This is a genomic window from Pseudomonas sp. DSV-1, from assembly GCF_035830915.1.
Taxonomy (GTDB): Bacteria; Pseudomonadota; Gammaproteobacteria; order Pseudomonadales; family Pseudomonadaceae; genus Aquipseudomonas.
Genome location: NZ_JAYMYG010000001.1, coordinates 2,862,236 through 2,888,179 on the forward strand (window position 1 = coordinate 2,862,236; position 25,944 = coordinate 2,888,179).

Annotated in this window: 28 protein-coding genes; 8 read left to right on the forward strand and 20 right to left on the reverse strand. The window is 60.9% G+C overall.

The features are described 5' to 3' along the window. Nucleotides 1–154: 154 nt before the first annotated feature. Complete coding sequence (locus VSQ83_RS13375; RefSeq protein WP_219262762.1) at nucleotides 155–1,066, forward strand: LysR family transcriptional regulator; 912 nt, start codon at nucleotides 155–157, stop codon at nucleotides 1,064–1,066. Here the strand turns inward: VSQ83_RS13375 and VSQ83_RS13380 are convergent. From VSQ83_RS13380 to VSQ83_RS13395, 4 genes are all read right to left on the reverse strand, one after another. Beyond that, nucleotides 1,063–3,900 carry a TonB-dependent receptor gene (locus VSQ83_RS13380; protein ID WP_219262761.1) on the reverse strand — a complete coding sequence of 946 codons (2,838 nt, stop codon included), beginning with the start codon at nucleotides 3,898–3,900 and terminating at the stop codon, nucleotides 1,063–1,065. The genes VSQ83_RS13375 and VSQ83_RS13380 overlap by 4 nt on opposite strands. A gap of 96 nt (nucleotides 3,901–3,996) precedes the next feature. Continuing rightward, a complete protein-coding gene (locus tag VSQ83_RS13385) occupies nucleotides 3,997–4,962 on the reverse strand; it encodes a FecR domain-containing protein (RefSeq protein WP_326426989.1) in 966 nt (321 codons plus the stop codon). Next, nucleotides 4,959–5,465 (reverse strand): sigma-70 family RNA polymerase sigma factor, encoded by a 507-nt coding sequence (locus VSQ83_RS13390; RefSeq protein ID WP_219262759.1) that lies wholly within the window; start codon nucleotides 5,463–5,465, stop codon nucleotides 4,959–4,961. Before VSQ83_RS13390 ends, VSQ83_RS13385 begins: the two co-directional genes overlap by 4 nt. 134 nt (nucleotides 5,466–5,599) lie before the next feature. Next, on the reverse strand, nucleotides 5,600–6,208 hold the full coding sequence (locus tag VSQ83_RS13395) for a LysE family translocator (RefSeq protein ID WP_219262758.1): 609 nt from the start codon (nucleotides 6,206–6,208) through the stop codon (nucleotides 5,600–5,602). 66 nt (nucleotides 6,209–6,274) lie between these two features. Between VSQ83_RS13395 and VSQ83_RS13400 the strand changes: the two genes are divergently transcribed. Next, complete coding sequence (locus VSQ83_RS13400) at nucleotides 6,275–7,198, forward strand: LysR family transcriptional regulator (RefSeq protein WP_326426990.1); 924 nt, start codon at nucleotides 6,275–6,277, stop codon at nucleotides 7,196–7,198. Between the two features lie 16 nt (nucleotides 7,199–7,214). On the opposite strand, the gene VSQ83_RS13405 is transcribed toward VSQ83_RS13400, so the two are convergent. The 4 genes from VSQ83_RS13405 to VSQ83_RS13420 form a co-directional block, all read right to left on the reverse strand. Then, the gene (locus VSQ83_RS13405; RefSeq protein ID WP_326426991.1) at nucleotides 7,215–7,910 is read right to left on the reverse strand and encodes a tRNA (adenine(22)-N(1))-methyltransferase; all 696 of its coding nucleotides are present in this window, start codon (nucleotides 7,908–7,910) and stop codon (nucleotides 7,215–7,217) included. Between the two features lie 645 nt (nucleotides 7,911–8,555). After that, a complete protein-coding gene (locus tag VSQ83_RS13410; protein WP_133079268.1) occupies nucleotides 8,556–8,864 on the reverse strand; it encodes an AzlD family protein in 309 nt (102 codons plus the stop codon). Beyond that, a complete protein-coding gene (locus tag VSQ83_RS13415) occupies nucleotides 8,861–9,571 on the reverse strand; it encodes an AzlC family ABC transporter permease (RefSeq protein ID WP_219262755.1) in 711 nt (236 codons plus the stop codon). Before VSQ83_RS13415 ends, VSQ83_RS13410 begins: the two co-directional genes overlap by 4 nt. Before the next feature lie 121 nt (nucleotides 9,572–9,692). Then, nucleotides 9,693–10,019, reverse strand: coding sequence for a DUF2834 domain-containing protein (locus tag VSQ83_RS13420; RefSeq protein ID WP_326426992.1), 327 nt, complete (start codon nucleotides 10,017–10,019; stop codon nucleotides 9,693–9,695). Between the two features lie 112 nt (nucleotides 10,020–10,131). On the opposite strand from VSQ83_RS13420, the gene VSQ83_RS13425 reads away from it, so the two are divergent. Together VSQ83_RS13425 and VSQ83_RS13430 are read left to right on the forward strand one after the other, a co-directional pair. Further along, entirely contained in the window at nucleotides 10,132–10,953 is an 822-nt protein-coding gene (locus VSQ83_RS13425) for a helix-turn-helix domain-containing protein (protein ID WP_133079265.1), read from the forward strand. Between the two features lie 25 nt (nucleotides 10,954–10,978). Beyond that, nucleotides 10,979–11,332, forward strand: a complete 354-nt coding sequence (locus VSQ83_RS13430) for an ASCH domain-containing protein (RefSeq protein WP_326427717.1) — start codon at nucleotides 10,979–10,981, stop codon at nucleotides 11,330–11,332. A 9-nt stretch (nucleotides 11,333–11,341) separates the two neighbouring features. On the opposite strand, the gene VSQ83_RS13435 is transcribed toward VSQ83_RS13430, so the two are convergent. Genes VSQ83_RS13435 through VSQ83_RS13490 form a run of 12 tightly spaced genes read right to left on the reverse strand, consistent with a single transcriptional unit; the run spans nucleotide 11,342 to nucleotide 21,870 of the window. After that, on the reverse strand, nucleotides 11,342–12,388 hold the full coding sequence (locus VSQ83_RS13435) for a hypothetical protein (RefSeq protein WP_326426993.1): 1,047 nt from the start codon (nucleotides 12,386–12,388) through the stop codon (nucleotides 11,342–11,344). Nucleotides 12,389–12,409: 21 nt separating this feature from the next. Beyond that, nucleotides 12,410–13,315 carry a flagellar hook-associated protein FlgL gene (gene flgL, locus VSQ83_RS13440; RefSeq protein ID WP_326426994.1) on the reverse strand — a complete coding sequence of 302 codons (906 nt, stop codon included), beginning with the start codon at nucleotides 13,313–13,315 and terminating at the stop codon, nucleotides 12,410–12,412. 36 nt (nucleotides 13,316–13,351) lie between these two features. Further along, nucleotides 13,352–14,716, reverse strand: coding sequence for a flagellar hook-associated protein FlgK (gene flgK / locus VSQ83_RS13445; protein ID WP_219262751.1), 1,365 nt, complete (start codon nucleotides 14,714–14,716; stop codon nucleotides 13,352–13,354). After that, entirely contained in the window at nucleotides 14,713–15,831 is a 1,119-nt protein-coding gene (locus tag VSQ83_RS13450) for a lytic transglycosylase domain-containing protein (protein WP_326426995.1), read from the reverse strand. Before VSQ83_RS13450 ends, flgK begins: the two co-directional genes overlap by 4 nt. A gap of 12 nt (nucleotides 15,832–15,843) precedes the next feature. Further along, on the reverse strand, nucleotides 15,844–16,947 hold the full coding sequence (locus VSQ83_RS13455) for a flagellar basal body P-ring protein FlgI (RefSeq protein ID WP_326426996.1): 1,104 nt from the start codon (nucleotides 16,945–16,947) through the stop codon (nucleotides 15,844–15,846). Between the two features lie 14 nt (nucleotides 16,948–16,961). After that, a complete protein-coding gene (flgH, locus tag VSQ83_RS13460) occupies nucleotides 16,962–17,624 on the reverse strand; it encodes a flagellar basal body L-ring protein FlgH (protein ID WP_326426997.1) in 663 nt (220 codons plus the stop codon). Between the two features lie 8 nt (nucleotides 17,625–17,632). Further along, on the reverse strand, nucleotides 17,633–18,418 hold the full coding sequence (gene flgG, locus VSQ83_RS13465; RefSeq protein WP_326426998.1) for a flagellar basal-body rod protein FlgG: 786 nt from the start codon (nucleotides 18,416–18,418) through the stop codon (nucleotides 17,633–17,635). Nucleotides 18,419–18,438: 20 nt separating this feature from the next. Beyond that, nucleotides 18,439–19,167, reverse strand: coding sequence for a flagellar basal body rod protein FlgF (locus VSQ83_RS13470; protein ID WP_326426999.1), 729 nt, complete (start codon nucleotides 19,165–19,167; stop codon nucleotides 18,439–18,441). A gap of 9 nt (nucleotides 19,168–19,176) precedes the next feature. Next, on the reverse strand, nucleotides 19,177–20,364 hold the full coding sequence (gene flgE, locus VSQ83_RS13475; RefSeq protein WP_326427000.1) for a flagellar hook protein FlgE: 1,188 nt from the start codon (nucleotides 20,362–20,364) through the stop codon (nucleotides 19,177–19,179). Next, complete coding sequence (locus VSQ83_RS13480; protein ID WP_326427001.1) at nucleotides 20,361–21,086, reverse strand: flagellar hook capping FlgD N-terminal domain-containing protein; 726 nt, start codon at nucleotides 21,084–21,086, stop codon at nucleotides 20,361–20,363. The genes flgE and VSQ83_RS13480 overlap by 4 nt, the downstream gene beginning before the upstream one ends. After that, nucleotides 21,086–21,514 (reverse strand): flagellar basal body rod protein FlgC, encoded by a 429-nt coding sequence (gene flgC, locus VSQ83_RS13485; RefSeq protein ID WP_326427002.1) that lies wholly within the window; start codon nucleotides 21,512–21,514, stop codon nucleotides 21,086–21,088. Before flgC ends, VSQ83_RS13480 begins: the two co-directional genes overlap by 1 nt. A 5-nt stretch (nucleotides 21,515–21,519) precedes the next feature. Further along, complete coding sequence (locus VSQ83_RS13490; protein WP_326427003.1) at nucleotides 21,520–21,870, reverse strand: flagellar basal body protein; 351 nt, start codon at nucleotides 21,868–21,870, stop codon at nucleotides 21,520–21,522. Between the two features lie 110 nt (nucleotides 21,871–21,980). Between VSQ83_RS13490 and flgA the strand changes: the two genes are divergently transcribed. The 4 genes from flgA to VSQ83_RS13510 all read left to right on the forward strand — a co-directional run bounded on the left by flgA (nucleotide 21,981) and on the right by VSQ83_RS13510 (nucleotide 25,917). Further along, on the forward strand, nucleotides 21,981–22,784 hold the full coding sequence (flgA, locus tag VSQ83_RS13495) for a flagellar basal body P-ring formation chaperone FlgA (protein ID WP_326427004.1): 804 nt from the start codon (nucleotides 21,981–21,983) through the stop codon (nucleotides 22,782–22,784). Between the two features lie 113 nt (nucleotides 22,785–22,897). Further along, nucleotides 22,898–23,773, forward strand: coding sequence for a lateral flagellin LafA (lafA, locus tag VSQ83_RS13500; RefSeq protein ID WP_326427005.1), 876 nt, complete (start codon nucleotides 22,898–22,900; stop codon nucleotides 23,771–23,773). Nucleotides 23,774–23,993: 220 nt separating this feature from the next. After that, complete coding sequence (gene lafA, locus VSQ83_RS13505) at nucleotides 23,994–24,869, forward strand: lateral flagellin LafA (RefSeq protein WP_326427006.1); 876 nt, start codon at nucleotides 23,994–23,996, stop codon at nucleotides 24,867–24,869. Between the two features lie 253 nt (nucleotides 24,870–25,122). After that, on the forward strand, nucleotides 25,123–25,917 hold the full coding sequence (locus tag VSQ83_RS13510) for a winged helix-turn-helix domain-containing protein (protein ID WP_326427007.1): 795 nt from the start codon (nucleotides 25,123–25,125) through the stop codon (nucleotides 25,915–25,917). Nucleotides 25,918–25,944 lie beyond the last annotated feature (27 nt).

Genomic DNA, 25,944 nt, shown 5'->3' on the forward strand with positions numbered 1-25,944 from the left:
ACGCCAAGTTGTTTAATACTAAACAGGCACTCAGTTGATACGCTGCGCCTATCACGCGGCTTCTTTAAAACCGATGAGTAATCAAGCCTTCTATAGAATTAATTGTTACCCTGCTCCGGCAACAGTGATCAGTTCAAATCAAGGAACGCTGAAAATGATCGAAACCCGACTGCTCAGGCAGTTCATCGCGGTGGCTGAAGAGCTGCACTTTCATAAAGCTGCAATTCGCCTGCATATAGCCCAACCGCCCCTGAGCCAGGCCATTAATCGGCTGGAAGGCAAACTGGGTTTCAGCCTGTTCACCCGCAACAAGCGAGAGGTCAAACTGACACCCGCAGGCACTGTCTTTTTGCAGGCTGCCTATCAAACACTCAAGGCGCTGGAACGGGGGATTGAACACGCCCGCCAGGTGTCCGAAGGCATTGCGGGCACCCTCACGGTGACTGCTGTCTCCATCGCGTACTACGAGCCATTGCTCAGCACCCTCAGGCGGTTTCGCCAACGCTTTCCCGATGTCCAGCTGGTCATCAGGGAGATGCCCTCCTCCAGCCAGGCCAAGGCGATTCTGGCCGCAGAAGCCGATATCGCGTTCATGCGCAAACTGCCGCATTCGGCGCAGAACATCGAATCGCGCCTGTTGTTCGAAGAAACCATCGTCATGGCGCTGCCCCTTGATCATCCAAAAGCGCAGTCAGGCCCGATCGAGCTTCGGGATTTTGCCGACGAAGACTTCGTGTTCACCCCGCAGGCCCTGGGCAGCGGCTATCACAACCAATTGATCGCCCTGTGCGAAGCCGCCGGTTTTTACCCCAGGGTGGTACAGGAAGCCGCGCAGATCCATACCCTGATCGGCCTGGTGAGTTGCGGTTTTGGCGTGGCGCTGGTGCCTGAGTCCATTGCCGGCTCGAACATGCTCGACAAGGTGGTGTTTCGCCCGATTCGCCCGGTGGCAGAATCTGCCAACCCTGCCATCGGGCTGTACATGAGCTGGCATGCCCACAACCCGTCACCGCTGATCAACCGTTTTATCGCCATGTTCGACAGCGCCAGCCAACGGGCCGACTAGAACGTGGTCTGCACACCCACGCGCAACGTACGCCCAGGCGCAGGCATGAAACTCTGGGCCAGCGGGTCGAGGTAATAGCGGTCAGTCAGGTTCTGCAACGACACATTGAGCTGCGTGTGGTCCTTGAGCTTGTAGTTGAGGAACAGATCAAACAACGCCACTTGTTCATAGACCAGTTGCGGCGTGGTAGCACCGGTTTGCCATTCATTGTCGGCCTTGACGGTCGGGCCTGAGGTATAGGTTCCACGGCCGCCGACGGTGAGCGTCTGGTCAAAAAAGCGCAGGCCCGTGGTCAGGTTTGCCGCAAAGCGTGGCGGGTTCTGGGTGTTGGAGTAAGAACCCATGAAGCTGCCCGGCGTGCAGTTCGGCGTTTTGCTCAAGTCCTGATAAGGGTTGGAGCTGGCTCGCAAGCGTGCCGCGAAGGTCGAGTCGCAGGTTTCGGTTTTCAGGTAGTAAGTGGACGAAAAATCTGCAAACACGCGACCCGCGTCGTAATGCGATTGCAACTCCAGGCCGCTGGTTTTGAAGCTGTCGGTATTGCTGAACTGCATCAGGCCCATCAACCCCGGGCTTGGATCGTAATAGCGGGTGATGTAGTTCTTGATGTTGGTATTGAAGTAGGCAACCTTGATGGCCGCCGAGTCATTGTCCACCCACAGGCTTTTATGCAGCGTGCTGGCACCGACCTCCCAGTTGCTTGAGCGCTCGGGTTTCAGGCCTTTGCCGGGCATGGTCTGCAAGACGCCCTGGCTGGTTTCGAACAGCGAAGGCATGCGCAGGCCCTGGGTGTATGAGGCATAGAAGAACGTGTCCGGCGCCAGTTCGACGTTGAAACCAATGGCAGGCGCAAAAGCACCGCCGCTGTCGCTTTGTTTGCCCGAGTACGCGTAACCGCTGACCACCTCGCCAACCTGGGACGGATAGACCGTCGACTCGGTAGCGCCGAAGTCGTTGTAGCGCGTGCCCTCGAAAGGGAAGTTGGTGTTGTTGAACACGATACCGTTGTTCAACCGCGGGTCCGTGGCGTCGGTGTACTGGCCGTTCTGATCCGGGAACCACATCATGTTGCCGTAGCTCTGCGGGCTAAAGACCCTCAGGTACCTCAACTCGCGCTCCTCGCGCAGCGCCGTCGAGTGGGCAACGTGATCCTTGGTGCGGTAATAGGTATAACGACCGCCCCCCCAGATCGTCAGCCTGTCGACCGGCTGGTACTCCAGCTTGCTGTGCAGGCTGAACTCCTGCCGGGAGCCATCGCGCAGGCTGCGGTTGGCATTGATGTCATCCTGATTGGTGACCACGCCTTTCTGCGGGCGCAGTTCCTCGATCTGGAACCCGCTGCCCACATCCAGCTTCAGATCGCCGTAGCGCGTAGTGAACCGCGAGGTATTGGCCAGGTCGCCGCCAATGCGCCGGTCGGCCTGTCGGGTCCAGTTGCGATCCGAGCGATAACGCTGCGAAGCCGGCGCCAGCACCGACGTCAGGTTGCTGGTTTGAGCGTCCGTCATCCACAGGCTGGCCGTCAGGTCCACCAACGGGTTGGCGTCTGGCAAGTAATTGTAGCGGGCGGTATAGGTGTCGATTTTCGTGTGGCTCAGGGGGTACTGGTAGATGCCCCCGGTGCCGAACCGGAAAATATCCGAAGGCATGATCTCGCCAATATGGCCGTCGTACCGCCTGAAGCCCAACTCCAGCGTATGGTCGTCGGCCGGGCGAATGGTGGTTTTGATCAGGTACGAGTCGGTCTCTGCCGATGAGTTGAGCACCTCTTCACCGGGGTTGTACGTCGTGGCGACCGTCATGTTCTCGCGCCCATAACGGTTAAACGTGCGGTAGCGGTCCTGACCCTTCTTGCCAGCGAAATAGTTGCCCTGATTGCGATGCGCGTACGCTGCCACCACATCGAAGTAGTCGTGGGTCCAGGCAAACGCAGCACTGCCGGACTGGGCCTCTGAACCGAACAGGCCGCCACGGTCCCGGTGCGGTTCGGAGTAAAGGGTCTCAGTGGCCGAATGGCCGTCACGGGAGGCGGGAGCAACGCCGTTGTTCCACACATCGCCTTTGAGGCGCAGGCCAACGGTTTGACCGTCACGCAAAATGTCGTCTACGCCGATGGTGCGCATCTTTACCGTGCCGCCGATGGCACTCGATGTCAGGCTCGGGCCTTTGTCGATGGTGATATCGCTGATCAGGTCAGGGTCAATGTAGCTGCGCTGCTGCGTACCGGCATAGCCGCGGTACACATCCAGCGCCTGTTGCGAGCCATCGACCGTGACGGCTACCCGGCTTTGCCCCTGGATGCCACGAATGTTCACATCCAGGCCACCGCCATTACGGCTGTCCCCTACCTGTACACCCGGCTGGCCCTTGAGTACATCGCCCACCGAGATCACGCCAAAACGTTGCATCTCTTCGCTGGAGATATACACGGTGGATCGAGGCGCCAGATAGACCTCTTCAAGGGCGGGATCTTCCCCTGTGACCTTCTGCGAGGGCAGCACGACCGCCCCTGCCCCCTGAAACAGTTCGACGCTGCCGTCCGCCCGGCGCTGATAGCTCAGGCCGGTGCCCGACAACAGTCGTGTCAGGCCCGCCTCGGTACTGAAGTCGCCCTGCAACCCCTTGCTGCTCTTGCCCGCCGTCAGTGTCGAACTCCCGGCCATGCTGATTCGCGCCTGCACACCGAAACGCGAAAGCACCTGATCCAGGGGGCCGGCATCGATATTGAAGTGCTGACGCTCATCAGCAGCGAAAACGGCTGCGCTGTAAAGCGGTTGCAGGCCCAGTAAAAGCAGGCCAAAGGTGCGGGCGCATAAAACACGTGCGGGGGAAATCATGCAGGGCTCCTGAAGGTGAAGGCCCACCTGTTTCGGTGGGTTATTCCTATAGGCCCCGCCAGTTTCGAAAAACTGTCGCGCAGAACGAAAAATAATTCAGACCGCCACCACCGTGACCCAATAGCGGGTCCGCCGCTCGATACGGACTGGCAATGCATGGGCGACCAGCGCCAGCGCCGCGTCCGTGTCATCCAGCTGGAAACTGCCCGTCACGCGCAAGGCCGCCACCTGTTCGCTGCAGCGCAAAATACCGGGCCGGTAGCGTGACAGCTCGGCCAGCAAAGCATCCAGGCGCATGCGCTCGGCCGGTAAAATGCCCCGCAGCCACGCCTGGGCCAGAAACACATCGGTGAGGCTTGCCGGATGAATGCCCCCGGCATCCACCCGCGTTAGCCAACCCGCCTCCAGCAACAATGGCGCCCGGTTGTAAGGCGAGTTCACCTGCACCAGGCCGCGCAATACCGTCACCTGAGTGCCCTGGCGATCATGGCGCACCAGCAGGCTGGCCCCACGGCCACGCAACACGGCATCGGGCGTGACCAGTTGCGCCGAACCTGATTCGGCCTGTGCATTCAGAGCCAGTTCGCCCTCGATCAACTGCACATGGCGCTGGTCTTCTCGCCACTCCACGTTGGCCGCACTGGCCGTGTTCAACCATAAGGAAGTGCCGTCGGCCAGCCGCCACTGACGACGCTCGCCCGTTGTGGTGCGGTAAGTGGCCAGGGCTGTGCGCACCACGGTCGATTGCGCACCTTGCCAGGAAACCCCGCCAAACAGGCCCAGTGCCAACAAGCACTTGAGCAGCTGCCTGCGCTGCTGAGGGTCTGCCCCGGCTGACTCAAGCGCCCTGCGCGCTGTGGCATCGGATAAAAGCGCGGCCCCGGGCTGCAGCAACAGCGCCAGGCTACTGACGCGCTGCCAGGCACATTCGTGTTCAGCGCTCGCCTGACGCCATTGCTGCAAGGCCTGATGGTCAGCCGCCCCCATGAGCCCGGACTGCATGCGCACAATCCAGTCGATGGCCATATCCCGCACACGGGGATTGACAGAAACGCCGCTCATTCGAAACGGCTCGCGTAGCAGACGCTGAAGGCCTTGCCCATGGCCCGCTGCACCTGGGCCACGCTCAGGCTCAACTGCGCGGCGATCTGCGGGTAGGTCAAGCCATCGAGCTGGGACAAAAAGAAAATCTGCCGCACCCGGGCAGACAACCCGATCAACAGCGAATCGAGTTGCAGCAGGGTCTCGATCGTCAGGTAGCGGTCTTCGGGGGAAGGCTCCTCGCCTGCCGGTCGGGCAGCCAGCGCCTCAAGGTAAGCCCGCTCGATTGCCTGACGCCGCCAGCGGTTGATCAGCAGGCCGTTGGCAATGGTTGCAAGAAACGCCATGGGCTGACGCAACGCCTGCGCATCGTGCTTTGAACGCAGTACACGGATAAACGTGTCGTGTGCCAGGTCCTCGGCATCGGCGCTATGCCCCAGTCGCCGATGAAGCCAGCCCCGCAGCCAACCATGATGATTCGCATACAGCTGCTCGACGGGCGAGACGGTCCTGTCGTGAGACATGTGAGATTCGCTTAGCGCTAATGATAATTCTTCTCATCTTATTATTTGTAACTGACTTTTGTACAGCGTCAGCTCTGATTCCGGGCTTCCCATCAGGTGAAAAAAACACTTCAAGGAGAGGAAATTGCCCCTGTTCAGCGTAGAACTGCGAGCAAGATCCCGAAGCCAACCAGCAGCCCACCGAAGACGCGGTCGATCCAGTGACGCACGGCAAGCAAGCGCCCCTGCACTGCCCCCGCCGAGAAACACAACGCGACCAGAGCGAACCAGACCATATGGGCCACTGCAATGAAGCCGCCATAGCCAATCTGCACGGCCAGCGGTGTGTCCGGGCGTACTACCTGCATAAACAGGCTGACGATAAACAGTGTGGTTTTAGGGTTGAGTGCATTGGTGAGAAAGCCCGTGCGCAGCGCCGCCAGATCCGACAATGGTGCCACCAGGCTTTCGGCTGACCCGCTGCCGGGCTTGGCACGCAACATCTTCACACCCAAATAGATCAGGTAAACCGCACCCACCAGCCTGATGGTGCTGAACACCCAGGGCGACTGCTGGATCAGCAGGCCCACACCCACCAGAGTGTAGGTCACATGCACCATCACCCCCAGGCCTATGCCCAGGGCGGTCAGCACCCCGGCGCGGCGCGACAGCATCAGACTGTTGCGCGTCACCATCGCAAAATCGGGCCCCGGACTGATGATGGCCAGCAGGGTTATTGTGATTACAGCTATCAATTCGGTCATGGCGTATCCTGTCGACTGTTAACGAACAGACGCCATGCTATTGGCACAGACCGCAGATGAATAACGATGATATCTGACAACAATAGTGAGTCTGACTCACCAACCAGTCATGGGCGGCTGCCTTCCCTTTTGGCCTTGCGTTGCTTTGAGGCTGCAGCACGTCAGGAGAACTTCAGTCGTGCCGCCAGCGAACTGCACCTGACCCCCGGCGCAGTCAGCCGCGCCGTGCGCCTGCTCGAAGAGGAGCTGGGTGTGGAGCTGTTCGAGCGCCGCAGCCGCCGGGTGTTTCTCACCGATGCCGGCCGCGTGCTGGCCAAAGCGGTGGGCGATGGACTGGGGCTGATGGCCCAGGCCATCGACACAGTGCGCGCCAACGCCCGCCAGAAACCGGCCTGGGTGCTGTCTTGCGAGCCTACGTTGCTGATGCGCTGGTTGATCCCGCGCTGGCCTGATTTCCAGGCCCGGCATCCGGAGATAAACGTACATCTGGTCGCGGGTGGAGGGCCGTTCAGCTTTGCCAGTGATATCGACCTGGCCATCCGCCGTGACGATTTCCCCTGGGCCGACAGTTATCATGCAGAGCCCTTGTTTGCGGAAAAAATCGGCCCGGTATGTCGCCCGGAAAAAGTTGCCCAGTGGTTTTGTGCAGAGGACGCCAGTCCGCAATTGCGGGCCGACGCACCTCGGCTGCACACGCGCACGCGGCCGGGGGCCTGGCATGAATGGGCCGCAGCGGCAGGCCTGGCCTGGCCTGAGGCACCGGGGCAAACCTTCGAGCACTTCTATTTCAGCCTGCAGGCGGCCGTTGCTGGCCTGGGCGTGGCCATCGGCCCCTGGCATCTGGTGCGCGACGATCTGGAAAGCGGCGTACTGGCTGCGCCTGGGGGGTTCGTCGAGGACGGTTCGCGTTATTGCCTGCTTTCGCCCCAGCCGTTGATTGCCGATAGCCCTCAGGCACAGTTGCTGGCATGGCTGCGTACGAAAGTTTGAGATCAGCGGCCCGGGCCTAGGCCAGCAATTGAGTGATCCAGCGGGCCTGCCGGGCGATTTCCTGCACCTTGTCCTCGGGTACCACCTGCCGCGCCTGGTCAAAGCTGGTCAGGACCTTCTGCTTCTGGAGCAGCATGCGTTGCCACTTGCCCAGAAACACAGGGCTGCGCGCCTGCATCTGCAAGGGTCCGAAATACAGTTCCTCGGCCGTATACAGCACCGGCCCGGCGCGCTCGGCGACGATGATTTCGTAGTAGAAGCCGTTTTCCTGCAACAGCTCTTCGCACAGGATCCTGTAGTGATTGTCCATCAGCCATTGGCGCAGAGGCTGCTCACCGCCATTGGGTTGCAGGATCAGCCGCTCCCGCCCGTTCAGCCGCGCCTTGCCGCTCTCAAGGATGTCGCGGATAGTCTCGCCACCCATGCCGCAGATACTGATCGCGGTGATCTCGTCTGCAGCCTCGATGGCCTCCAGACCGTTGGCCTGGCGCACGGTGATCAGCTGTTCCAGGCCGTTTTCGCGCACAGTGCGTTGCGCCGCGTGAAAGGGCGTCAACGCCACCTCGCCTGCAACTGCTGCCGTGATGGCACCACGGCGCATCAACGCCACCGGCAGATACCCATGGTCCGAACCGATATCGGCCAGGCGCGCACCGGCTGGCATATGGGCTGCCACGCGCTCAAGGCGCATGGACAATGTGTGTTCGTTCAACTTCAGTTCCTTTTAACCGCCAATACCCGGCACCCTGGACGTGGGTGCGGGCGGCACATGATGCTCGGTGAATTGGGCGGGGTAAAGCTGCGCTCCACAGCGGTTCAGATTCGTCGTCTAACCCACGTGTAGTCGCTGACGAGTAGTACGAGGCTGCGATCGAGCGCGTAGCGGTCGCAAAACCGATACACGCGGTATACCTGATTAACCGTGCAAGCCGGTTTCACGACTGCTTCGCAGCCGGACACAGCCTCGCACGGCTCGTCAGCGACTACAGGTTTCGGCACCCATCCCGCGTGTACCGCGTGTAGCCGCTGACGAGTAGAACGAGGCTGCGATCGAGCGCGAAGCGGTCGCAAAACCGGTACACGCGGTACACCTGATTAACCGTGGAAGCCGGTTTCACGACTGCTTCGCAGCCGGACGCAGCCTCGCACGGCTCGTCAGCGACTACAGGTTTCGGCACCCATCCATGTGTAGTCGCTGACGAGTAGTACGAGGCTGCGATCGAGATGGTGCGCCACTGCGACGTAGCGGTCGCAAAACAGGCACACGCGGTATGCCTGATTAACCGTAAAAGCCGACTTTACGACTGCTACGTCGCAGTGCTCAGCGGCTACAGAAGGCCGCGACACATGTGTGCTATCACAAATGCCTGAACACCGCCGCTGCAATCACGCCTGCCGCGATCGCGGGCAGGGGCTTCTTGAGCACCAGCATCACAACTGCCGTGGTCAGCAAGGCAAGGCGTGCACCGTTGTCACCGTTAAGCGCCAGAGGCGCCAGCAGCGCGACCAGCACTGAGCCCGACATGGCGCTGATGAACTGTTGCACCCGGTAGTTGATGGGAACGAAGGACATCACGAAAACGCCCCCCAGGCGCGTGACCAACGTGACCACGGCCATGATCAGAATGATGATGAAGGTGCCGTAACCTGCGCTATCAATGCTCACTTTTTCTTCTCCATCCACACAGCGCCAAGCACGCCACCCGCCAGTGCCCCGACCACCACATGGCTGTTTTCAGGCAAGTACCGGTGCGCCAACAGTGACGAGACGGCTGCCACACTCCAGATCACCAGCATGCGCAGGTTCTTTTGCCCGCCGACCACCATGGCCAGCAGAAAGCAGCCCATCACCATGTCCAGCCCCAGACTGACCGGGTCCTGGATATCGCTGCCAAAGTACACGCCCAGCCAACTGCCCAACACCCAGGCCGCCCACAGCGCAATGCCGCCGCCCAGGATCAGGCCGATGCCCGATTTGCCGCTGTTGAACGCCTGCATCGACATCGCCCAGTTGGCGTCCGATATCACCATCATCACCCCGTAGCGCTTGGCCGTAGGGAGCTCGCGCAGCCAGGGGTACAAGGTTGCCCCCATCAAAAGATGCCGGGCATTGATCGCAAACACCGTCACGATCAACGGAACAAGAGGTACCTGCGCGCCCCAAAGGTCCAGCGCTGCGAACTGCGACGCACCGGCAAACACCAGGGTACTCATGAGCAGGCTTGCCCCATCGTCCAGCCCCGTCTGAGCAGCAGCAAGCCCGAACGCAATGCCGAACACCACCACAAACATGGAAATGGGCAAAAGCTGTTTGAAGCCGTCCCGGACTTCGTTCCAATTCAGCTCGACCGAGCTTTTTTCACCACTCAACAAGACATCACCTCATCTGCACGACGACACGCTTTTTAATGCTGGCATTATGAGGGCCTGAATCTAATCCAGAACAGCGTGCATGTGTAAAAGGTGTCGCAATGTCGCTATTGGCAGGGCGTTGTCAGATATCAGCAGGTGTTTTGACGCCCGACCTGAACCCATCGACCACGATATACAGCAGCGGCCCCACGGAAACAAAAACGGCGGTAAGCAGCAGATAAGGCAGCACCGATGCCAACGAACGGCCTTTGGCGCGAGCATCCCGGTACATCCAGATGCAGGCCAGAACCGCAAGCAGGTACAGGTCAATCACGACCTGAGCCGTGTCGGGGCTGGACATCAGGCCCAGGCCGAAAGCCACCAGCGACTGCTGCGCCGTCCACATCGTGTAGCCCGTGTAACCGGTGAAGCCCAGCAATGCGGCAAGGGCGAGATAGGGTTTGTTCATGTACTGTCCTTTAGCGGGGGCTGACGGTACGCCAGTTAGTGATACTTTTGCCGCACCCGCAATGACCTCACAGGTCATGGACGCCGATCATGGCCACTGCCAGAGTTGATGCATGAACAGCCAACCCTTCCCCCGTACCACGGCCCCGACAACCGCCGGACCCCAGCTGCGCTTGCTGCGCCGACAGGCCCGCTTGAGCCAGCTCGACCTGGCCATGATCGCGGGCATTTCCCAGCGCCATTTGAGCTGCATTGAAACCGGCCGCGCCCGGCCCGGCCCAGGCACACTGCACAACTTGCTGATGGCCCTGGAGGTCCCGCTGGAGCAGTGCAACAGCCTGTTCCTGGCGTCCGGTTACGCGCCTCGTTACGAAACCACCCCGCTGTCCTCCCCGGCAATGGACGCCGTGCGTGACGCCATCAGCCATGTGCTGCACGCCAATAACCCTGCTCCGGCGATCGTGCTGGGCAGCCATTGGCAGGTGCTGGCAGCCAACGCCAGCACCCGGGTGTTGTTCAATCTGCTGGGGCTGCCCGCCGACGCGGCGCAGGGCTTGAACCTGTTGACCACCCTGCTGCAACCCGGCGGCCTGGGCGACCACTTGATCAACCCCGAGCAAATCCGCAGCATTGCCTGGCAGCGGGCTACCCGCGAGGCGCTGGACAACCCGGCCCTGGCCGAACTGCTGCAAACCCTCGATGCCCCGCCGTCCTGCGCCGCCGTGAGCAATGAACTACCACCGCTGGTGCTGACCCGTATCCGCTCCCCTCAGGGCGAGCTGAATTTCATGTCCACGTTCACCACCTTCGGCATGCCGCTCGACATCACGGTAACGTCTTTGCGCATCGAGCATCTGATCCCTGCCGATCCAAAAACCTGGCAGACCATGACCGCCGCCTACGAGCAGTCACTGCTCGGGCAACCAGGCCACTAAGGAGAGTGCCATCAAAACCCTGTCCATTGTTCACCCCGGCGCCAGCCGAATTGCCTCGGGGGAGAAAACCCTTGAAGTGCGGCGCTGGCACCCCGAACTGGCCCCGACCGAAGACCTGCTGATTGTCGAGAACAAGCGATTTCTGCATATCGACGGTGATGAAGACCCCGAGGGCATCGCCGTGGCCATCGTACGGGTCAAGGCCATACGCCCGTTTGAACCGCAAGACGTGCCAGCGGCCTGTGCAAGCTATTACGAGGACGGTTGGCTGGCCTGGGAGCTGATCGATATCAGGCCGCTCATGCCCCCGGTGCCCATGCGGGCGGCACGGGGCATTTACACCACCGACATCCGGGCCGGCGACCTGCAAACCAGCTGACCTCTCGACTCAGCCCATCAACCCGACCACCCGGTGCCGCGACACATTGGCCTGGCATTGCACCAGTTGCGCCACTTTCAGGTAGTCACTGCCCTGCCCGGCTTCGCCCTCAAACACGCGACCGGCAAAGTCGTGGGCCCAGCGCTTTTCATCCTTGCTTTCGTGGCGACCGATCTGCTCCCGGACATGCCCCTGGCGCTGATTGAGTTGCTCGATGACCCCGTTGACCCGCACCAGCCCTTTGTCCACCGTGGCTATCAACTGACGCAGCTCGGCCCGGCCCGTACCTTTGGGCGCAATCAAGGGTGCGCCCAGCAGGTTTTCCTCCTTGCTGTGCACCGGGGTAAAACTGGCCCGGGCGAAGAGTTTGTCTTCACCCTGGATCGACATCTGGCCCTTGAGCTTGCCCCATTGCGACTCGGTGGCCGAGAAGCGCAATTTCGCTTCGCCGTTGACCTCGGCATGCAACCCGGCCTGGGCCAGGCTGGTGTTGAAGCGGCGCAGGATCTGGCGCTCGTTCATGTCGTCGTCCAGCACCACGGCAATCGGCCCCTGCATGTGCCGCCCGGCACTGAACAGCAGGGTTTCGCTGCCCGAGGCCTGTACCTCGTTCAGGGATTCAAGCCCCTGAATGCTGAAACGGCTGCGCAACGGCTGGTCCAGGTTAAGGCCCATCTGGGCATCGACACTGGCGGCCGATAACCGGCTGCGGTTCTCCAGCAGGTCGTTGAGGCGATTGACAGAACGGGCCAGGGTTTCACCTTCGAGACCGCCCTTGGCCGGGCCGTTGAGGCTGCGGCCAAGATCACGCTTGAAACTGCTCAACTGCTCGGTGACCTGGGTCAGGTACAGGTGCGCGGCCTGAATGGAAGACGACTGCTGGTTCAACTGCAGGCTCAGCCCGGCCATTTTCCCCGGCTGGCGCTGGGCGCTGGCCAATTCGGGCGGCCTGGCATTGCGCACACGCTGCTGGGGCACGGTGTCGCGCTGCTGGGCCTGAGTGCGCATGCCCAGGTCATAAGAAGCAATGGCCGAGCGTTCGTTTACAACTTTCATGTCGGTTGTTCCGGTTCTGGTTTACATCAGGTCAAACAAGGAAATGGCCGCTACGCGGGTATAGACCTTCTGGCTGGCCTGCATTGAAAGCTCGTAGCCACTGACCTGCAGGAACGCTCCGCCCATGTCCAGTTGCGACAGATCACCCTGGACTTTCTGGTTGGCCAACGACACATCGGCGTTGCCGTTGCCCAGCAGGGTCAGGGTGTTCTGGCGCCCGCCCAGCTCGGTCAGCCCGCCCAGCACGCGGCCGTGGGTCTGGTCCAGGCTGTCCAGCGTGTCCTTGAGCTGCTGGCGGGTGGCCGGGTCGTTGGGCGCGGCCTTCAGACTGTCGACCAGACTGTGCAGATCGTTCAGCAGGTCGGCATTGGGGCCCAGGATGTCCCTGGCCGTCACGTTGTCATCGATCATCACGCCATTGCCCACGACCGCCTGTCGGTGCTGGTCGTTGCCCGTCACGCTGTAGGTGCCGCTGGCCGGGTCAAAGGTCACGGCCGGGGTGTTGCTGAGCGTGCCCGAAAACAGGTAGTTGCCCGCTTCGTCCTTGGCGTTGAAGTAGCTCATGATGCTCTGTTCCAGGCTCGACATTTCATCGGCGATGGCCGAGAGATCCTCGCCGCTGTTGCTGTCGTTACCGGCCCACAGCAGCAGATCGCGCACGCCGAGCATGGCGTCGGAGCCGGACTTCAAATAGGTTTCCTGCACCATGAGGTTGTCCGATACCCGGCCGATATTGAGGTTGTATTGTTCCAGGCTGGCCTGCTCGTGCTCGATACGCATCAGGCGGGCGCTGGCAATCGGGTCGTCCGAAGGTTTCTGGATGCGCAGGCCGCTGCCAATTTGTGCCTGCAGCTTGCCGATCGCCTCGGCGTTGCGGTTCATGTTGCTGTGCATCAGGGCAGAGGTGTGTACGTTGGTGATTCGCATGTGTTCAGGCCTTTACTCAAGTCAATGTGCCGGGCTTCAGACAGCCGCCAGAATGGTGTCGAAAATACTGTTGGCGGTCTGGATGACCTTCATGTTGGCTTGCAGCGCCTTGTTGTAATCCATCACCGCCTGGGCTTCTTCGGTATCACTCACCGCACTCACGCTGTCGCGCTGGCTCTGGGCCTGCTCGGTGACGGTGGTGGCAGACTTGAGGTCGGCCTGGTTCTGTCGGCTGGCACTGGCCACATCCCCCAGCATGCCGCTGTAGGCTTCGCTCAACGTCACCGAGTTGCCGCCCACCGTGACCCGGGTGTTTTTCAGTTCGATCAGGTCCAGCAACACCTGGTTGTTGCCGCTCTCGCCCGCGACACCGGACAGCGCCAGCTCTTCGGGTCTGACGTTATTCATTTGCAACAGGCCGTTGGTGCTGCTGGGGTCGAACGTCAGCAGCGGGCTGCCCGGGTTGCCATTGAGGTCAAAACCGGTCGCCAGGGTGTCATTGACCAGAGTCGCCAGGGCCCCGGCCATTTCCTTGAGGCTTTCACGGGCGGGCAGCAAGCTGTTGTGCTCGACGTTGTAGAGCCCGCCGAACGCGCCGCCCAGGGTGTCCTGATGCAAAGGGAAACTGGTGCCTGCAAAATTCAGCGCCACTTCCTGTTCACCTGCAGCGTTGAGGGTGATCGATAACTGGCCCGCGGTTTTGCCGCTGACCAGTGGCTGGCCGTTGGCCAGGGACACGGTCAGGGAGCCGTCGCGGCTTTCGCTCACGCGCACATCGGCGTACTTGCTCAGCTCGCCCACCAGGGACTCGCGGTGATCGCGCAGTGCAGAACTGTCGGCGCCGTTGGATTCGGCCTGCACGATTTTCTGGTTGAGCAGCGCCAGGTTATTGCTCAGGCCGTTGATTTCGGTGCCCATGGCCGAGCGTTGCTCATGCAGGCCCTTGAGCTGATTGTCGATATTGCTGTTGAGCCCGTTGAAGCGCTGGGTGAGATTTTTCATCTCGGACAGGATCTGCTGGCGCAACGGGATATCACCGGGGCTGCTGCTGGCAGCGCTCAGGGCAGCATAGAAGTTGTTGAGCCCGGTGCTCAGGTTGGAACCCTCCCCCGACATCACGCCTTCCAGCGAACTGAAGTAGTCCTGACCGGCCTGGTAGTAGTTCATGTCGGTGGTGGCACGCCACAGTTGCTGGGTCTTGAAGCTGTCGCTGATGCGTTTGACCCCGATTACGTTGACCCCGCCCCCCACCTGCTGGCCCTGCCCGCCGACCGAGCCCGTCTGCACGGACAAGCGGCTGTAACCCGGGGTGCGGATGTTGGCAATGTTCTGTGCCGCCGCGTTCAGGGCGACTTGCGCCGCCGATACACCGGAATAACCGATCTGGCCCATGAGGCTCATGTTTCAATCTCCTTGCGCGCAACCCGCATGTTCGGGGCAAAGGCCGGTGAACTCAGTTCGGCTGCACGGCTGACGGTGGTAGTGAGGTCCTGTGTGCTTGAGGCGACCGCAATGGCGCCCGACTTAAATGCCAGGCCATCAATCTTCCCGCTGCGCGTAGCAGCGGACGGCGCTCTGGGCGACATACCGCTCTGGCCAAGGTCGGCCAGGATCGAACGGGTGTAGTTGCGGGTTTCCTTGAACGGAATGCGCTCCACCCACTGACTGACGCTGATCGTGCCCTGGCGCGGGTCGCCATTGCTCTTGAGCCACTCATCCACTCGCCCGGGCCCGGCGTTGTACGCCGCCACCGCCAGCGCCGTGGCGCCGTCATAGCGCTTGAGCAGTTTGTCCAGATACGCCGTGCCCAACTGCTTGTTGTACTCGCCATCACGGGTCAGGCGCTGCTCGTTGTAGTGCAGGTTCAGCTCCTGGGCCATTTCCCGGGCCGTGCCCGGCATCAGTTGCATCAGGCCACGGGCGCCCTTGGGCGAGACCACCGCCACCCGCCCGCCCGACTCGTGCTGGATGACTTTTTCCACCAGCGCCACCAACCCGGCAGCCCCCTTGCCAAGGCTGTCGATACCGCGCTGCCAGGTGTTGACGATGGGTGCCAGCAAGCTGTCGACCATCTGCGGTTTAAGGGCAGCAGGCGGCAAATCATGGTGGGCAGCCCGCGCACTAGTCAGCGCCTTGTTGGCGGCCAGCAGGCCAGCCGTGGCCACCGGCGCGCCGCACTGCCCGCTCGGGGCCGGGGCCGCAGGGGGTGTAGATGGCATGCCGGGAGACAGCTGTTTGACCAGCATGTCGGCAATCCCGGTTTTGCGATGGCCAGCCAGCTTTTCGGCCAGCGCTTCGTCGTGGAACTCACGCAGGGTGTCGCCCTGGCGGCTGCGCATCGGGCTGCCCTCGGACAACACATCGCCCGCCTTGCGCATTTGCTTGAGGATCTGCTGCAAGAACATGGCCTCGAACTGCTCCGCCACGTTTTCAAGACGTGCCTGGCGTGCCACGGCCACATCGGCAGAAGGCTCCTGCCCCGATTTTCGGTGTTGCGAAATTTGGGTAATGCTCATGGTGAAAGGGCCTTAAATCACGATCAATTCAGCGTTCAGGGCACCGGCCTGTTCCAGTGCCTGCAATATGCTCATCACATCATCCGGTGTCGCCCCGAGGCTGTTCACCGTCTTGATGATGCTGTCCAGGTCGGCACCGTCGGGCCAGGCGAACATGGGGTTGCGCTGCTGGCTGACATCAATGTCGGAGCGCGGTACAACGGCGGTCTGCCCGCCCGAAAACGCGCCAGGCTGGCTGACCTGCGGGGTTTCGCTGATGGTCACGGTCAAGGTGCCGTGGGCCACCGCCGCCGCCTTGACCCGCACCCCCTGCCCCACCACCACGGTGCCGGTGCGGCTGTTGAACACTACCTTGGGCCGGGTTCTGCCTTCCTGCACGTCCAGGGACTCAAGAATGGCCATGTAGCTGACGCGCTGGCTGGTGGCAATCGGCGCCGTGACCGACACCTTGGTGCCATTCAGGGCCGTGGCGCTGCCGGCGCCAAAACGTGCGTTGACCGCTTCGGCAACCCGGCTGGCCGTCTGGAAGCTGGGGTTGCGCAGGTTGAGCATCACATCGCTGCGCTCATTGAAATCGCTGGGGATCATCCGCTCGACCGTCGCCCCGTTAGGGATCAGGCCCGAATTGGAGCTGTTGACCGACACACTGGAACCACTGCGCCCCGAAGCCTTGACCCCGCCCACCACTACGGCGCCCTGGGCCAGTGCATAGACTTCGCCGTCCACGCCCATCAGCGGGGTCAGCAGCAGTTGCCCGCCGCGCAGGCTTTTGGCATCACCCAGGGACGAGACCGTCACGTCCAGGGACTGCCCGGCACTGTACGACGCCGGAATGCTCGCGGTGACGGTCACTGCAGCCACGTTTTTCAGCTTGGGATCCACATTGGGCGGCAGGTTGATGCCGAACTGTTTGATCAGGTTGGCCACCGACTGGTTGGTGAACTTGACCTGATTCTTGTCGCCGCTGCCGTCCAGCCCCACCACCAGGCCATAGCCAATCACCTGGTTGGAGCGGATCCCTTCGATGTCCACCAGATCCATCAAAGGCGCCGCGTGTGCTGGCATGCCCAGCAACAGGGCCAGCGCCGCCAGCCCGCTATAAAAAATGCTTCGCATAAAAAACTGTCCACTCACATCGGAAACAAGGGGCTGGCGAAGAAGCGCGTCAGCCAGCCTGCCGAGTTGCTGTCGTTCAGCACGCCTCGCCCGGCATAGGAGATACGGGCGTTGGCCACGCTTTGGGATGACACCTGGTTGTAGCGGTTGATGTCATCCATGCGCACCAGCCCGGCCAGACGGATGAATTCGTCGCCCTGATTGAGGCGCAGCGCCTTCTCGCCCTTGACCAGCAAGGTGCCGTTGGGCAGTACCTTGTGCACCGTCACCGCAATCGAGCCACGCAGGGTGTTCTGCTGTGAACTGTTGGAGGAGCCGGAAAAGTCGCGCCCCGCCCCCAGCTTGGTTTCCAGGTTGGGGTAGGTCTTGCCCAGGATGGTCGGCACGTCGATGCCCACCCCGGATTTTTTGCCAAAGCTGGTGCCGGCACTTTTGCTCGACTGGGTCGACTCATCGAGCACGATGGTCAGAATGTCCCCCACCCGAACCGCACGTTTGTCCTGGTACAGCGAGCCGCCGAACCCCGAACGGTACAGCCCGCCACTGCTGGTCGGTGGAACGCTGTAATCCAGGGGAGGCGGTTCGAAAGCACTGGAGTCCTCGTCAGGCAGCATTTCGTTGAAGCTCTGGCAACCGCCCAGCACCAACGCCAGAGAGAACAGGATGAAAATACGCATAACCCTGCTCAGACGGTCTGGTTGAGGAACTGCAACATACCGGACGAGGCGTCCAGTACCTTGGCATTGGCTTCATAGGCGCGCTGGATAGCCATCATCGAGACCATGGCTTCCACCACTTCGACGTTGGACCCTTCCAGCTGACCTTGCTTGATCACCCCCAGGCCGTCCTGACCGGCAACCCCTTCAACCGGCACACCGCTGGCGACGGTTTCCTGATACAGATTGCCGCCCAGGGCCTGCAGGCCTGACGGGTTGGCAAAGTTGGCCAGGGTGATCTGCCCCAGCTGCACCGGCTCGGTGCCGCCCGGCAATACCGCGGTGACGATACCGTCGGTGCCCACCATAAAGTTCTTGTGCCCGACCGGCAGCTGGATTGCCGGAGTCAGCGGCAAGCCCTGGGTGTTGACCAGCATGCCTTCGGCATTGAGCTGCAACTGCCCGCTTTCGGTGTAGTACGTCTCACCGTTGGGGCCTTCGATCTGGAAGAAGCCCGAGCCACTGATGGCCAGGTCCATCGGCTGGCCGGTGGTCTGGACATTGCCCTCGGTGAAGACTTTTTGCGTGCCCACCACCCGCACGCCGCTGCCCAGTTGAATGCCCGTAGGCACGGTATTGACTTCATCAGCCTGGGCGCCGGGCGGCACTTCGATGCTGTAGAACAAATCCTCGAACACCACGCGGTCGCTTTTGAAACCCACGGTGTTGACGTTGGCCAGGTTGTTGGCCACGGTGGCCATCGCCTTGTCTTGCGCGGCGAGGCCGGTCTTGCTGATCCAGAGTGCGGAGCTCATGTGTTAATTCCTGTCAGGCATCAATTGGCGCGAATCAAGCTGTTACCCGCCGTGGACAAATCCTCGGCGGCTTTCATCATCTTTACCTGGGTCTCGAACAACCGGCTCAGGCTCATGGTGCCCACCAGCTCATCGATGGCCGAAACGTTGCTGGCTTCCAGAAAACCCGAAGCCAGTTGCACGTTCTCGTCGGTAGCAGCCGGTACGCCATCGCGGGTCACCAGCAGCCCGGCGTTGTCCTTGCTCAGTTGAGCGGCGGGCACATCCACCAGCTTGATCTGGTCGACTTCGACCATCTGCGGCTCACCCCGGGGCAACACGGAAATACGTCCGTCGTTGGCAATGCGGATGGAGTCGAACTGGGGCAGCACGATCGGCCCGCCCTCACCCAGCACTGCACGGCCATTGATGGTCAGTTGCATGTCGGCGTCCACCTGCAGGCTGCCGTGGCGGGTGTAGGCTTCGCCGTCCGGCCCCTGCACCGCGATCAGGCCCGGGCCCTTGACGGCAAAGTCCATGTCCCGACCGGTGGCCATGAGCGCACCGGGGGCCAGGTTCACGCCATTGCCCTGGGCCATTGCCAGATGGCGACTGTCGTAGCCATAACCTTGCACCGGCACACTGACGGACTGCTCCAGGTCACTGCGAAAGCCCGGAGTGTTGACGTTGGCCAGGTTATTGGAGCGCACGCCAAGAGCCGTCATCGTGCGGCTGGCAGCGGTCATTGCCGTGTATCCCAAACGATCCATGGGTCAGCCTCAGATGGAGTTGAAGAGCACTTGGGTCAGCTCTTTGTTGGTCGACAGCACCTTGCTGTTGGCCTGGTAGTTACGCTGGCCTTCCATCAGGCCGACCAGTTGCTGGGTCATGTCGACGTTGGAGTTTTCCAGCGCGCCCGCCGTCAGGTCGCCAAACAGGCCGGTGCCCGGGGTGCCGATCAACGGGTTGCCCGATTCCCCCGTAGCGCTCCAGCGCGTGGCGTTCTCGTTTTTCAGGCCATTGGGGTTGATGAAGTTGGCCAACACCACCTGACCTTGGAGCATCCGCTCACCGTTGCTGTAGGTGGCGTAGACCTTGCCGTCCTTCTCCACCGTGACACCGGTGTTTTCACCCGCGGTATAACCGTTCGGGTTGTTGATGCTCACCACGAAGTCAGAGGCGCTCTGGGTGCTGCGGGTGTAGTCGACATTGATGTTCATGGGTTCCACGCCCGGCAGCGTGAAGTTGATATTGACCGGGCCCGCCGGGGTGCTCAGTTGGCCCCGGGTATCGAACGTCATCGCCTCGGGGCCGCCCACCGCCGTGTTGCCCACGTAGTAATGGGTCTCCCAGGTGTTGTCCCCGGTCTTGACGAAATACTGGGTCAGCGAATGCTGCTTGCCCTGGGAATCGAATACCGGCGTGGTTTGAGTGCTGGTGTAGCTGCTGAGGTTGGTCGGGTCGAATGGCGTGACCGAAACCACCTCCTTGTTGGCGTCCAGGTTGACTGCAAAATCGATCTTGTCCGTGGCCTTGGCCCCCAGATTGCCGCTTTGCAGGCGCAGATCGCCCACCACACCCACCTGCAGATTGCCCGCAGCATCGACCGGGTAACCTTGCAAAAATTGGCCGCTGGCATCTACCAGGTTGTTGTCGCGGTCTTTGCCAAAGGCACCGGCGCGGGTGTAGTTGATATCACCGCTGGCGCTGCGGGTTATGAAGAAACCGCTTTCGGAGATCGCCAGGTTGAGGTTGTTGCCCGTCGCAAAGTGCGAGCCGCCCAGGCCCATGCTTTGGGTGTGGCCCAGTACCCCGACGCCCATCGCCTGGGTGCCGGAGTACAGGCTGCCAAACTCGGTACGCGAGGATTTGAAACCCACGGTGCCGGAGTTGGCGATGTTATTACTGATGCTGTTGAGTTGCTGGGACACGGCATTGAGGCCGGTCAGTGCAATATTGAAACTCATGAACGTTGGCCTTGTGCAAATTGACTGAGAGAGCGCTGGAACGGGTTGGAGCCACTGCGTGGCAGAAAGCTGGTTAAGGGCGTGGGTTCACTGAACTCGGTGATCTTGTAGAACGGCACATCACCCACTCCCTCAATGGCGAGCACCGGCCCGTCACCGCCCAGGCGCACGCTGCTGACCTTGCCCTTGACTTCAACCCTCAGGCTTTCACCGCTGCTGGATTTGACCTCGATATCGTATTTGCCCGGCTTGAGGCCCAGGGCCTGCGGGTCAATTTCAAAACCGACGCGTCCCGGCTCGCCGGGAGGCAACGGGATTTCAGTCTTGATCCCGTTGGCATCGGTCAGCACCACCACCAGGTCCGAAGCGCTGTGTTCCAGCGCCACCTCGCCCTGGATCGGTTTGTCCGTGATGTTCAGCTCATCAACCGTCACCTTGACCATCTGGCCCACCAGCGTGGAGGCGCTCAGGTACTGCAGGTTTTCCAGCAGCACCATGTTGTTTTCGGTCAGTGCCGACATCTTTTCCAGGCTTTGCACCTGGGACATGGTGGCGAACTGACTGAGGAACTCGCTGCTGTCCACCGGCTTGGTGGGATCCTGGTTCTTGATTTGCGCAACCATCAACTGAATGAAGGTGTTCTGCATTTCGGCACCGTTGGATTTGGGGCCTTGTTGACCGCCACCGCCCGGGGTGACGTTGTCATTGTTCACTGCGCTCATCAGGCTTCTCCCAATTTGAGCAGGCCTTGCTGCATGCTCTTGATGCGGTTGAGAACTTCCACCCCGGTTTCAAAACTGCGGGTGGCGGACATCATGTCGGTCATTTCTTCGATTTCGCTGATGTCCGGGTAGTACACATTGCCGGCGCGATCAGCCAGGGGATGGTCGGGTTCATGGCGCTTTATCGCTTCGCGCCCCGCCGTCACCACATCCATGACCTGCACATGGGCGCCGCCCATGCCAGCGCCACGGTTCAACTGGTTGTTTTCGTAAACCGCGGCAAACACCGGCTTGCGAGCCTGATAAACATCCTTGGCGGTGCCTGCGGCCGAATCCACGTTGGCCAGGTTGCTGGCCACGGTGTTCAGGCGCACGGTCTGGGCATTCATCGCAGAGCCGGCAATCTGGTAGATGGAGTCAAAAGCCATAGTGTTCAGCGTCCTTCGATGGCCTGCTTGAGGCCTCGAAATTTCATGTTGAGAAAGGTCAGGCTGGTCTGGTAGTCCGACGTGCTCTTGGCGAAGGCGGCCTGCTCGACACTCAACTCCACGGTGTTGCCGTCTTGCGCTGTCTGCGCCGGTACGCGGTATTGCAGGCGGGCCTGCGGGCCCTGACCGGAAGATGACGCGTTGCGGCCCATTTCTGCGGCGAAGTCCAGATCCCGGGCCTTGAACCCCGGGGTGTCTTCGTTGGCCAGGTTGGCGGCCAGTATTTCGGTGCGTTTCATATGCAGCCCGAGCGCACGGGTATGCACACCGAGCGCGTCATCTATCCTTATACTCATTGCCTGTACCATTGATTGAAGTTGAGGTCATGCCTCTTGCCCGCAAGTAATTGCAGGAAGCGTGCCCACTTCAAAAAACGCATGTAACCTGCTGATTTAAAAGAAGTTAAATGAAAACAAGAAGAGTGTTTGCGGCCGCTTTGCTTCCGCTTCAGGCATCGAAGGGGCCACCAGGAGGAAGGCCTATTTCCCCTTGGGCGCCCATCGGTGCCCTGCTGTTGCTGGCCTGTTCCGCGACGGTGGCCGACGAGACCCTTGACCGGCAAATCGATCAGGCCGTTGGGCAGTACTTCACCCTGCACCTGACAGACAAAGCCGCAGACCAGGGCTGGCAGGAGCCGCGCCTGACCCACAAGGTCTTTGCCCTGCCCGAGGACGCACCCACCGCCCCCTGCGAACAGCCACTACACACAGGCAGCAGCGGGCATGACTGGAAAGGCTATGGCCGCCTGCGCCTGACCCTCACGTGCGATGCACCCCGGTGGTCGGTTGAAGTCACCAGTCAGGCCACGGTGTATATCCGGGCCGTGGCCGCCGCACAGATCATTGAGCGCGGGCAACTCATCACCCGGGCCATGCTCGACTACCAGGAAGTGCCGGTGACCCGCCAGAGCGCCGGGCTGTTCAACAAGGTGGATGAGGTGGTCGGCCTCAGCGCCAAGCGGCGCACCCGCAGCCAGCAAGTGCTGACCCGGGACATGCTGGTTGCGCCCTGGCTGGTACGCCGTGGCGAACGCGTGACGGTGGTGGCCAACCAGGGTGACATTCATGCCAGCACCGCGGGCGAGGCTCAGCAGGACGGACGCCTGGGCATGGTGATCAGGGTCAGGAACATCGCCAGCGGCAAAATCATCGAGGCCAAAGTGATCGGCAGCGGCAAGGTCAGCAGCACTTTTGGGTCAGCAGGAAAATAATTTTCCAGGGGATTTAATCGCTTCGAATCATCGGTCGCCCTTTGAGTGTCAGCGGGCAGAACAAACTGCACCGCCACAATTTCAACACTCAATGCTCACCGGGAATTTCGATCATGGCTTTGACTATCCACACCAACTACTCCTCGCTGTTGACCCAGACCAACCTGAACAAGACCAACAACGCCCTGGCCGTCAACCAGCAGCGCCTGGGCACCGGCCTGCGCATCAACTCGGCATCTGACGATGCCGCCGGCCTGCAGATCGCTACCCGCATGAATGCCCAGTCCAAAGGCATGGCCGTGGCCCTGCGCAACGTCAGCGACGCTTCCTCGCTGCTGCAAACTGCTGACGGTGCGCTCAACGAATTGACCGACATCATGCAGCGCATGAAAGACCTCGCCACCCAGTCTGCCAACGGAACCAACAGCGACGCCGACCGCACCTCGATGCAGGCCGAGTACGACGAGTTGGGCAAAGAAATGCACAACATCATGGAGAACACCTCGTACGCCGGCGAAAAACTCTTTGGCAGTGACGGCACCACCGGCAAATTCGGTTCTGCCGTAGCGTTCCAGATCGGCGCCAGCGCCGCAGAGACCCTCGACCTTGACCTGTCGACCCAATCCAGCGGCCTGGGTACTGAGCTGGGCGCCTTGTCTTCAAGCTACGGTGCTACCCCGACAGCCGGTACTGAAATCGCCACCAGCACTGCGGCCAACGCCCAGATCACTGCATTGAGCGATGCCCTGAACAGCGTGGGTGAACTGCGCGGCCAGTTCGGTGCCAACATCAACCGTCTCAACCACACCTCCAACAACCTGTCCAACGTCAAGGACAACACCGAAATGGCCCGTGGCCGCATCATGGATGCCGACTTCGCCAGCGAAAGCGCGATGATGAGCAAGAACTCCATGTTGATGCAGTCCGGCATTTCGATGCTCAAGCAAACCGGGCAAATGCCAGGCATGGTCATGTCCTTGATCGGCTAAGACCCAAGGCAGGACGCGTGAACAAAAACGCCCCCGAATCACTTCGGGGGCGTTTTTTTTTGAGCTCGACAAAGCCAGCTGCTCCGTTCATCAGCCCGAACAAATACCGGCCATACGGCTTAAGCCGACCGAATAATCGGTCGCCTTTTAGTGTCAGCGGGCAAGAAAACATGCACCGCACTTAATTTTAAACACTCAATGCTCACCGGGAATTTCGATCATGGCTTTGACTATCCACACCAACTACTCCTCGCTGTTGACCCAGACCAACCTGAACAAGACCAACAACGCCCTGGCCGTCAACCAGCAGCGCCTGGGCACCGGCCTGCGTATCAACTCGGCATCTGACGATGCCGCTGGCCTGCAGATCGCTACCCGCATGAATGCCCAGTCCAAAGGCATGGCCGTGGCCCTGCGCAACGTCAGCGACGCTTCCTCGCTGCTGCAAACTGCTGACGGTGCGCTCAATGAATTGACCGACATCATGCAGCGCATGAAAGACCTCGCCACCCAGTCTGCCAACGGAACCAACAGCGACGCCGACCGCACCTCGATGCAGGCCGAGTACGACGAGTTGGGCAAAGAAATGCACAACATCATGGAGAACACGTCGTATGCCGGCGAAAAACTCTTTGGCAGTGACGGCACCACCGGCAAATTCGGTTCTGCCGTAGCGTTCCAGATCGGCGCCAGCGCCGCAGAGACCCTCGACCTTGACCTGTCGACCCAATCCAGCGGCCTGGGTACTGAGCTGGGCGCCTTGTCTTCAAGCTACGGTGCTACCCCGACAGCCGGTACTGAAATCGCCACCAGCACTGCGGCCAACGCCCAGATCACTGCATTGAGCGATGCCCTGAACAGCGTGGGTGAACTGCGCGGCCAGTTCGGTGCCAACATCAACCGTCTCAACCACACCTCCAACAACCTGTCCAACGTCAAGGACAACACCGACATGGCCCGTGGCCGCATCATGGACGCCGACTTCGCCAGCGAAAGCGCGATGATGAGCAAGAACTCCATGCTGATGCAGTCCGGCATTTCGATGCTCAAGCAAACCGGGCAAATGCCAGGCATGGTCATGTCCTTGATCGGCTAAGACCCAAGGCAGGACGCGTGGACAAAAACGCCCCCGAATCGCTTCGGGGGCGTTTTTTTTGGGGGCAAACATAATGGGCACCGATCAACCTGCCAATGGGACATCCGCACACGGCCAGCAATCCCCGGCATGATCAAAAGAGGCGGAAAGAGGATGGTACCGATATATCTTAGATTAAATTCGGAAACGCCCTACATGAGCCAAAGAAGATCGGGGCGTAGAATCGCGCTCCCTTGCATGGTGACGCCTCTGAATGAACACTCTTTCTGCGAATATGAAGACCGGTCACAGCCAGCAACATGCTTTATTCTGCCCGGTGCTATACACGCTGACATTGTTCAAGGATGAAGATCAACGCACTGTTGAATTGGGATTCTCCGGTGGCCGCCTGCTTGAGCGACTGCTGCAGGAGCCCGGGCAAGTAATCGACCGCGACACCCTCGTTGCCTATGCCTGGTCAGACCGTGTGGTCGGCCCCGGCAGCCTCAACCAGCAGGTCTATACCCTGCGCAAGATCCTGGGTGACGAGAAAAACCTGCAGATCATCCAGACCGTGCCGCGTCGCGGCTACCGCCTGAATCCGACCTTCATCATTGAACACAGCAGGCTGGCAAGTGCAACACCGCAAGCCCCCCAGGCAACCGTGCAGGCACCTGAACAACCTTCTGCAGCACCTGCACGGGCACTGTCCGCCGTGCGCCGTCGGTTCATGGCCATCACCGCGATTGCCGTGGCGGTTGCCGGTTACTTTTTTGCCCTGCCGTCGCCTGAGCTCTATGCCAGCATGCAGAAAGTCGGAACCAATACCGTGATGTACGTCGATCAGCAGGAGCCGCAAGTCAAGGAACTGATCAGAACGACCCGTGCGCTCAGCGAACGCATGATCCAGCTGAGTGATCAACCGGTCGAACTGGCAATCGTTGGCAGCGCCGATGGCGAGTATCAGATCTATTGCTCCCTGCAATCGGGCCAGCACCATGTGCTCAAGCTGCGCCGAGACGACATTCAGAGCATCAGTGATGCACGCCTGCGCGACTGCGTGAACTGAGCCCCCGCACATACCGCCTGCGCGGCT